The organism is Candidatus Nitrosarchaeum limnium BG20 (genome assembly GCF_000241145.1).
GTDB lineage: Archaea > Thermoproteota > Nitrososphaeria > Nitrososphaerales > Nitrosopumilaceae > Nitrosarchaeum > Nitrosarchaeum limnae.
This window is the reverse complement of sequence record NZ_AHJG01000144.1, coordinates 1-860: the sequence shown is the minus strand read 5'-3', so window position 1 is coordinate 860 and position 860 is coordinate 1. Positions and strand designations below refer to the sequence as shown.

Below are 860 nucleotides of genomic sequence, written 5' to 3'. Positions count from 1 at the left end.
AGGGATTCGCTTGCAAGAGACACATCAAATCATCCAATAATGCTTGATGCTGATGGACAGGGAATAATTCTGACAAACTCTACTTTTTTTGCATTTATTGACACGGATGGAATTATACGAAATAATACAAATCCATTACCGGCAGGAATTACTTCATCTGTATACAAAACAAAAGACGGCGTTTTTCTAAATATATCTCAGGGTGGAAAAGGAACAGAAATTCAAATTTACAATTCTTTCTTTCCACAATTTGGAAATTCACCAATATTTAATGGAACACTAGATACTGATATCAAAATAGGTAAAGACAGTAGAAATTACATCAAATCAAAAAGTGGTGTTTATCATCTTGGTATGATTTATCAAGGTGCTACAGAAGGACCATATGCTAGAATACAACTAGTACCAGTGCTTGTTGTAGATTCTAATGTTGCAGGAGTTTATGACATTATAATACCTGATCTAAGTACCTCTTGGGAAGATTATACAAGATATGATTTAAAATCTGGACAGAAACCAAAATATGATTTTGATTTTACTGATGAGAAACCAATTGTTTTGGGAAGTGGAAATGAATTTCTAGTTTATGATTCTAATAAAGATGGCAAGGCAGATTATAGTGCAGGAACAATAGGTGCTCAAGTAGTAGATGTTTATGGTGCGATTCAAAACAAAACTGCAAAAATTGACAAGTCATTAAATGCAATTAATGGAACCTTATTACCTGCACTCGATCCAAATGGTAGATTTTTTGGAGTGATGAATGATTTTGTTGGGCATGGAACATCCAGTGCTTCTTCAATCGCATCAAAAGGTAAGCAAACATATGATATTTACAACAACACTAAACAGTATACCAT

The 860-nt window shown here is 33.4% G+C and carries 1 pseudogene; it reads left to right on the top strand.

What is annotated here, in order from left to right:
* A pseudogene (locus BG20_RS04640) lies at nt 1-860 on the top strand (S8 family serine peptidase); the annotation flags it as partial.